Origin of the sequence: Acinetobacter sp. UBA6526 (genome assembly GCF_002434875.1) — a bacterium.
In the GTDB taxonomy this organism is placed as follows: Bacteria; Pseudomonadota; Gammaproteobacteria; order Pseudomonadales; family Moraxellaceae; genus Acinetobacter; species Acinetobacter venetianus.
On sequence record NZ_DJLC01000041.1, the window covers coordinates 12,306 to 12,640 of the forward strand.

Consider the following 335-nt stretch of genomic DNA (forward strand, 5'->3'; position numbering starts at 1 on the left):
ATCAGCATCCCAAGCAGGAAGATTCAATGCATCAGCAGCAATTTCAAGTTGGTTATTAAGATTGTGTGCATCCCATGCATGGATGATTGATTCTAATTTTTCTTGCTCTTTCGCAAGCGCATCAAAATCAGCATCTGGTTCAGCATACTCAGCGAAAACCTGATCAAGACGTTCTAAAGCGTCAAGTGCTTCACGTACGCCATCTTCAACGTTACCACGAACGTCTTTGGTTGGATCTAAAGGCGGTTCTTGTTCTAGATAGCCGATTTTGATCCCTGGTTGTGCACGAGCTTCACCTGAGAAATCTTTATCTACGCCAGCCATAATACGGAGTA

General features: G+C 43.6%; 1 pseudogene. It reads right to left on the reverse strand.

What is annotated here, in order from left to right:
• Window positions 1-335: pseudogene (locus B4237_RS02580) on the reverse strand (energy-dependent translational throttle protein EttA); the annotation flags it as partial.